Origin of the sequence: Streptomyces sp. YGL11-2, from assembly GCF_050054615.1 — a bacterium.
Taxonomy (GTDB): Bacteria; Actinomycetota; Actinomycetes; order Streptomycetales; family Streptomycetaceae; genus Streptomyces.
This window is the reverse complement of sequence record NZ_JBNHIN010000120.1, coordinates 1-5,768: the sequence shown is the minus strand read 5'-3', so window position 1 is coordinate 5,768 and position 5,768 is coordinate 1. Positions and strand designations below refer to the sequence as shown.

Genomic DNA, 5,768 nt, shown 5'->3' with positions numbered 1-5,768 from the left:
CCCTGCACGGGCTCGCCACCCTGACCCGCGCGGGCCGCCTGCTGCCCGAGTACGCCCAGCCGAGGGTGGAGCTGCTGGTAGACCGGCTCGCCAAGCTCTGACACACCATCCCGGCGGGCACGCAGCCGGGGCCCTCAGGCCCCGCCGCTGCCTGCCTACGGCAACGCAACCGGGCACTCGCGTCCACACGCGCAGCCGCAGATCGCCGGGCCCCGTACCCCAGACGGGGCACCCGCCCCGCAAGCTGCGGTGCTCATTGATCACGACCCGATACGCGCCCTAACGCCGCATCATTCGCCGATGCCCTCGTCGTCCTCGTCGAGATGGAAGGTCGCCGGGTCACGCAGTGGGCGCAGGCCCTCGCGCGGCGGGCGGCGAAGCTGTAGCGGCCCAGGCAGTTGAGGTTAGCGTGCTTCAGCGGGGAGATCCGGGCCACGTCCTCGTCCAGGACGTCATGCTCCCGCCCCTCAGGCGGCAGGGCCCGCAGGTGGTCGACGGCGGCGTCGAGGTAGCGGGTTGTCCAGAGCACGGCGGCATTGAGGACCATGCCGAGCGCGCCGAGTTGGTCCTCCTGCCCCGTCCTGTATGCCTGCATGATCTGTCCGCGCTTGCCGTGGCAGATGTCGCGGGCGAGCTTATGCCGTGACTCCTGGACAGTGAGCTGCCGGCCCGAGGCGTACGACCCGAAACTCGACGTCGACTTCACCCCGCTGCGCGAGCAGGACCTGACCGCCGCCGGTCTCGGCCAGGCTGCCTGAGCCGTGAGGGAACTAGCTGGTGACGCCCTTCACGGGAGCGGGCCGGTATACCCCAGAATCCTGCTGCGAGGGTCAGCCTCCAACACCGTGGCCCGGGCAGGTGATCCGATAGCGCTGCCGTGGGAGCGGGGTTTATGACGGTTCTTGTGGGCCCTCGCCGTATTTCAGAGGGATACCCACGCTGTTCTGCCAGCGGCAGAACACCGGCCGGACCGGGCTCGACGATCACTACAGTCCGGTCTCATGACGACGATTACGACGCGTACGGTCGAGTATCCGGCCGACGGTTTGACGATGATCGGGCACCTCGCGCTCCCGGCCGGTGTCGACCGCCGGCCCGCGGTGCTGCTCGGACCAGAGGGCATGGGGCTCAGCGACGTCGAGCGCCGCCGGGCCGATGCTCTCGCCGAGCTGGGATATATAGCGCTGGCCTTCGACCTTCATGGCGGGCGCTATTTGGGCGACCCCGAGGAGATGCTGGCCCGTTGCCTGCCGCTGCTCGCTGATCCCGAGCGGATGCGAGGCATCGGCCATGCGGCGCTCGATGTGTTGCGCACCGAACCGCGGACCGACCCCGACCGGATCGCCGCCGTCGGCTATGGCACGGGGGGTGCCGTCGGGCTGGAACTCGGGCGCGGCGGCGTCAGCCTGCGCGCGATCGGGACAGTCAACGCACTGACCACGGGCCGACCGGGCGAGGCGGCGCGCATTCGCTGCCCGGTGTGGGCCGGGGTCGGGTCGGAAGACCCGATCATGCCGCCCGCGCAACGGAACGCGTTCACCGCTGAGATGCAGGCCGCAGGCGTCGACTGGCGCCTCGCGGTCTACGGCGGCGCCTTGCACGCCTTCCACCACCCGCCGGTCGGCCACCCCGTGGTCCCCGGCGTCGGCTACCACCCACAGCACGCGCAGCGAGCCTGGCGCGACGTCGTCGACCTGCTCGCCGAGTGCCTGCCCGTGACGGAGGATCTGGGGCATGACCCAGGTAAGCATGTTGGCCCCAGGCACTGACAGTCCACTCCCCTCAAGTCCGCACAGCAGAAACACATTCGGGCGGTTACTCGATCGCGGAGACGCATTCACAACTACCGCAGTAAATACCGGATTTACTGCGCCAGAGCCCCTACCGTGATCACCGCGACCTGCGGCGAACCAATCCGGCCGCCGGGGCGAGGTGTACGCAACTACCTGGTTCTCAGCCCCCGTCGGTGAAGTCCCTGACCAGCTTCACGAACTCCTCCTGTCGCTCGATCACCATGACATGCCCGGCGTCCACCTCGGCGTAGCTGCTGCCGGGAACGGCCGCGTGCACCGCCCGGGCGTGCTCCACCGGCACGGTGACGTCCTGGGTGCCGCCGATAACCAACGTCCGGGCCTGGATCTGCGTGGCCAGCTCGCGGATGTCCACCCGCAGGTCCAGGTCCAGGTGGCGCAGGATGCCCTTGGTCAGGCTCATGTTGGTTGCCAGCTGGTCGACGCCCGCGGTGCCGAAACCGTCCAAGAAGGGCCGGCTGAAGCCGGTGACCGCGGCGAACCGGCCGAAGGCCTCGGCGTCGCCGAAGTCCCCGATCCGGCGCCAGACGGTGAACAGGTTGCGCATGTACTCGTCGCGGTGCAGCCACGGCGCGACCAGGACCAGGCTGCGCACCATCACGGGGCGGGTCGCCGCGACTGCGGCGGCGACCACCGAGCCGAGCGAGAAGCCAACCAGGTCGACCGGCTCACCGCCAGCGTGCTCGATCACCGCGGCGATCTGCTCGGCGAGCTTTTCGACGCTCAGCTCGCCGCCGTCGTCCTCGGCGCTGTCGCTGCCGGAGTAGTTCGGCAGCAGCACCGAGTGGCGGTCGGTGAACTGATCAACCAGATGGCCCCAGTTGATCTCGGCGCCCGGGCCGGTGCCGTGCACCAGCAGCAGGCCGGGGCCCTCACCGGCCACGCGGTAGGGGATACGAGCGGTGGGGGTGGTAGCGATGGGCATAGTCACTCCTCGGTTGCTTTGCTGACACCACGACAGTTCCACGGCTCGGGCAGGGCCAGGAGAGGATGGTTCTGCCTGGGATCGGCAGTCCCTGGATGAGCGGCGGACGATGGCTGGATGATGGTGATCATGAACACGGACCGCCGAGAACTCGCCGACTTCCTGCGCCGCTCCCGCGAGCGGCTCCGCCCGCATGACGTCGGCCTGCCCGCCGGACCTCGCCGACGCACACCCGGGCTGCGGCGCGAAGAGGTCGTACAGCTCGCCGGGATGTCCGCCGACTACTACATCCGCCTGGAGCAGGCACGCGGCCCGCAACCGTCCACCCAGATGCTCGCCTCGCTCGCCCGCGCGCTGCGGCTGACCGACGACGCGCGCGACCACCTCTACCTGCTGGCCGGCCACCGCCCACCCGCCGACCGCCACGCCGGCGACCACATCCGGCCCGGGCTGCTCCACCTCCTCGACCAGCTCAAGGACACCCCGGCTCAGATCCTCAGCGACCTCGGCGACCTGCTCGCGCAGAACGCCATGGCCACCGCCCTGTTCGGCAGCGTCTGCTCCCTCCGCGAGCACGAGCGCAACGTGGTGTGGCGCTGGTTCACCGACTCGACGGTCCGGCAGGCGTACCCCACCGAGGAGCACGACCACTGGAGCCGGGTCCACGTCGCCGACCTACGGGCCGCCGTCGCCCGGCGGGGCGGTGGTGCGGCCCCGGTTGCCCTGGTCGAGAGGATCCGCTCCGCCAGCGAGGAGTTCACCTGCCTGTGGGAACTCCATGAGGTCGCCGTCCGACGCACCAGCCGGATGCGCGTGATCCACCCGACCGTCGGACCCATCGACCTGGACTGCGAGGCCTTGCTGACCCCGACGGAGGATCAGCGCCTTCTCATCTTCACCCCACCGCCGGGTACTCCAGACAGCAGCCATCTGGAACTTCTCCGCGTCGCCGGCACCGAGCAGTTCGCACCCCAGGAGTAGTCGCATCATCGGCCGCAAAAACAACGGATAGGGCCGACCTGGGGCGATGCGCCGGTCACTCCACGGGCTGGGTTGGGCGAGGCAGTTCGGGAGTGCTCGTCGCCTCGGCGAGTACGACGCGGCCGCCCTTCAGCTCCGGTACGTACTTGTAAATGGTGTTGCGGGACACGCCGAGCCGCTTGGCCATCGAGGTGACGGTGTTCTGCGGGCAGGTGAGCAGATCGCGGGCGTGGCGGACCTGCTCGTCAGTCATGGCCGGCGGTCGGCCGAGGCGGGCGCCCCGGGCACGGGTGGCGTCCAGGCCCTGGCTGGTGCCCTGGACGATGAGCTCGCGGATGAACTCGGCGAGACCGAGCGGGAGAACATCCGGGAGTCGACCCTCGAAGGACTCGACGCGGCGGCCCGCAAGGGCAAGCACGGCGGCCGACTACCCGTCATCACCGACGACATGCTGCACACCGCTACTTCAGTCGCGCTTCGTGGTACTTGGTCTGTCTGCACCTGTGATGACCTCGGCCCGTTTGGTGGGTACGCGCCGGATGCCCCCGTAGCCGGGCGGGTCCAGGATTCTCTGGCGCCTTGTCTGGAAGTGCTGCGTCTGGTTGCGTAGTTCCGTCACCTCGTCTTCCAACCCGCGCAGTCGGGCCACGGTGGAGGAGCGTTGGTGCCGCCGGTGTGTCAGCTGCTGCTACTGGCCGCGGAGTTCGGCGGCGGCTGCTGCACGCGGCGGGTGAGGAGTGGAGACTGCCGCGGTGATCCGGTCCAGGATCTCCTCCACTTGGGCTTCCTGGGCCGCCAGTTGCTGCTCGTCCTGCCGGAGCCGGTGACCGCCTCCCCTTCCTGTTGACGGACCTTGTGCAGCTGCCTCTCCAGTTCGTACTGCACCGAGGCCGGCCGCGGCTTCCACCCGATGGCCCTGGCCCGTTCCCGGTCGCCGCGCTCCGTGGCCTCCTCGGTCTCCTCGGTCTCCTTCAGCGCGGCGATGTAGAGCCGTAGGCCGTGTCGTGTTCATCCTGCCCCACCGGGCGCCCCGCGGCTTCGCGGGCTTCGTGGAGGGCCTCCAGCCACTCCTTGGGCGGCAGGCCCTCTCCCGACAGCAGCCGCGACAGCCGCGCGTGCTCCGTCCTCATGGCCACTTCGGCATCCCGGCGCAGCGGCCAGGGGCCAGGGGCCAGGGGCCAGGGGCCAGGGGCCAGGGGCCAGGGGCCAGGGGCCAGGGGCCAGGGGCCAGGGGCCAGGGGCCAGGGGCCAGGGGCCATCAACAGCTTCCCTGGCGTACCGGGCCCCCTTGCCCACGACCGTGTCGAGTGCTCCGGCGGGTGGCCTCTTGCGGGCCGGCCGCGCCTGCGCTCCCTCTGCTCTTCGTGCGGTACGGCATCAAAGAAATCCTCGAAATCGCTGCTCAGAGCAGTTGGTGCGGCTGTCGCACAAACTGCCGCCCTGCGGGTGCTCCCAGACGTCGGCGGCGCGGGAGCGGCGAATGCCCCTGAGGCAGGTTGAGGCGGCGGCCCGTCGGGAGCGGCCGGGGAGGTGTTGTTAGGGTGCCCTGCCGTGAGCGAGATATGAGCGAGAAGGACCTCGGCCCGTCGAAGGAATCCCGCCCTTCGATAGACGAGCTCCTCGGCCGCCTGAGCGCATCTCAGCGGCAGGCGCTGCGCGACGCCGGGTTCGAGGTGGAGGCGCTGCGCGCGATGGCGTCCGCGCCGGATGGCCCGGATCGGGTGGCCGCGCTGGTCGGGGAGTTCACCGACAGCGGTGAACGGCTGCGTCCGGTGGACTGGTCCACGCTCTCGGAGCGGGAGGTGCCGCTACGGCTCGTCGTGCGGCGCTGGTTGCAGCTGCTCGCCTTCGACCTCGCCGCGGTGGCGGCCTGCGGACTCGTCGCCGTGGAGGCCGGTCACTGGCCCGCGCTCGGCACCTGCGCCGCGTTCACGCTCCTCTACATCTTCTGGCTCCGGCGCCGGATGCCACACTCGCCGGGGCACAAGGCGGCCGGTAAGGTCGCGGGGCTCGGCTTCGCGGCGCTGATCATCAGCGTGGGCTTCGGCGCT

At 70.2% G+C, this 5,768-nt stretch carries 7 protein-coding genes and 2 pseudogenes; 5 read left to right on the top strand and 4 right to left on the bottom strand.

The features are described 5' to 3' along the window. Positions 1 to 101, top strand: a pseudogene (locus ACO1BR_RS43735) (TetR family transcriptional regulator); the annotation flags it as partial. Positions 102 to 290: 189 nt separating this feature from the next. Here ACO1BR_RS43735 and ACO1BR_RS43730 read toward each other — a convergent pair. Continuing rightward, positions 291 to 664: pseudogene (locus tag ACO1BR_RS43730) on the bottom strand (Tn3 family transposase); the annotation flags it as partial. A gap of 337 nt (positions 665 to 1,001) precedes the next feature. Between ACO1BR_RS43730 and ACO1BR_RS43725 the strand changes: the two are divergent. Beyond that, a complete protein-coding gene (locus tag ACO1BR_RS43725) occupies positions 1,002 to 1,769 on the top strand; it encodes a dienelactone hydrolase family protein (RefSeq protein ID WP_426800692.1) in 768 nt (255 codons plus the stop codon). Positions 1,770 to 1,953: 184 nt separating this feature from the next. Here the strand turns inward: ACO1BR_RS43725 and ACO1BR_RS43720 are convergent, their stop codons facing one another. After that, a complete protein-coding gene (locus ACO1BR_RS43720) occupies positions 1,954 to 2,736 on the bottom strand; it encodes an alpha/beta fold hydrolase (protein ID WP_426800691.1) in 783 nt (260 codons plus the stop codon). 129 nt (positions 2,737 to 2,865) lie between these two features. Between ACO1BR_RS43720 and ACO1BR_RS43715 the strand changes: the two genes are divergently transcribed. Continuing rightward, positions 2,866 to 3,717, top strand: a complete 852-nt coding sequence (locus tag ACO1BR_RS43715) for a helix-turn-helix transcriptional regulator (protein WP_426800690.1) — start codon at positions 2,866 to 2,868, stop codon at positions 3,715 to 3,717. A gap of 55 nt (positions 3,718 to 3,772) precedes the next feature. Here the strand turns inward: ACO1BR_RS43715 and ACO1BR_RS43710 are convergent, their stop codons facing one another. Beyond that, positions 3,773 to 4,135: a helix-turn-helix domain-containing protein gene (locus ACO1BR_RS43710; protein WP_426800689.1), complete on the bottom strand. Its 363-nt coding sequence runs from the start codon at positions 4,133 to 4,135 to the stop codon at positions 3,773 to 3,775. Between the two features lie 246 nt (positions 4,136 to 4,381). On the opposite strand from ACO1BR_RS43710, the gene ACO1BR_RS43705 reads away from it, so the two are divergent. Next, on the top strand, positions 4,382 to 4,564 hold the full coding sequence (locus tag ACO1BR_RS43705; protein WP_426800688.1) for a hypothetical protein: 183 nt from the start codon (positions 4,382 to 4,384) through the stop codon (positions 4,562 to 4,564). A gap of 124 nt (positions 4,565 to 4,688) precedes the next feature. Here ACO1BR_RS43705 and ACO1BR_RS43700 read toward each other — a convergent pair whose 3' ends face one another. After that, complete coding sequence (locus ACO1BR_RS43700; protein ID WP_426800687.1) at positions 4,689 to 4,847, bottom strand: hypothetical protein; 159 nt, start codon at positions 4,845 to 4,847, stop codon at positions 4,689 to 4,691. Between the two features lie 432 nt (positions 4,848 to 5,279). Here ACO1BR_RS43700 and ACO1BR_RS43695 point away from each other — a divergent pair. Beyond that, a partial coding sequence (locus ACO1BR_RS43695; protein WP_426800686.1) for a hypothetical protein occupies positions 5,280 to 5,768 on the top strand: 489 nt, incomplete at its 3' end.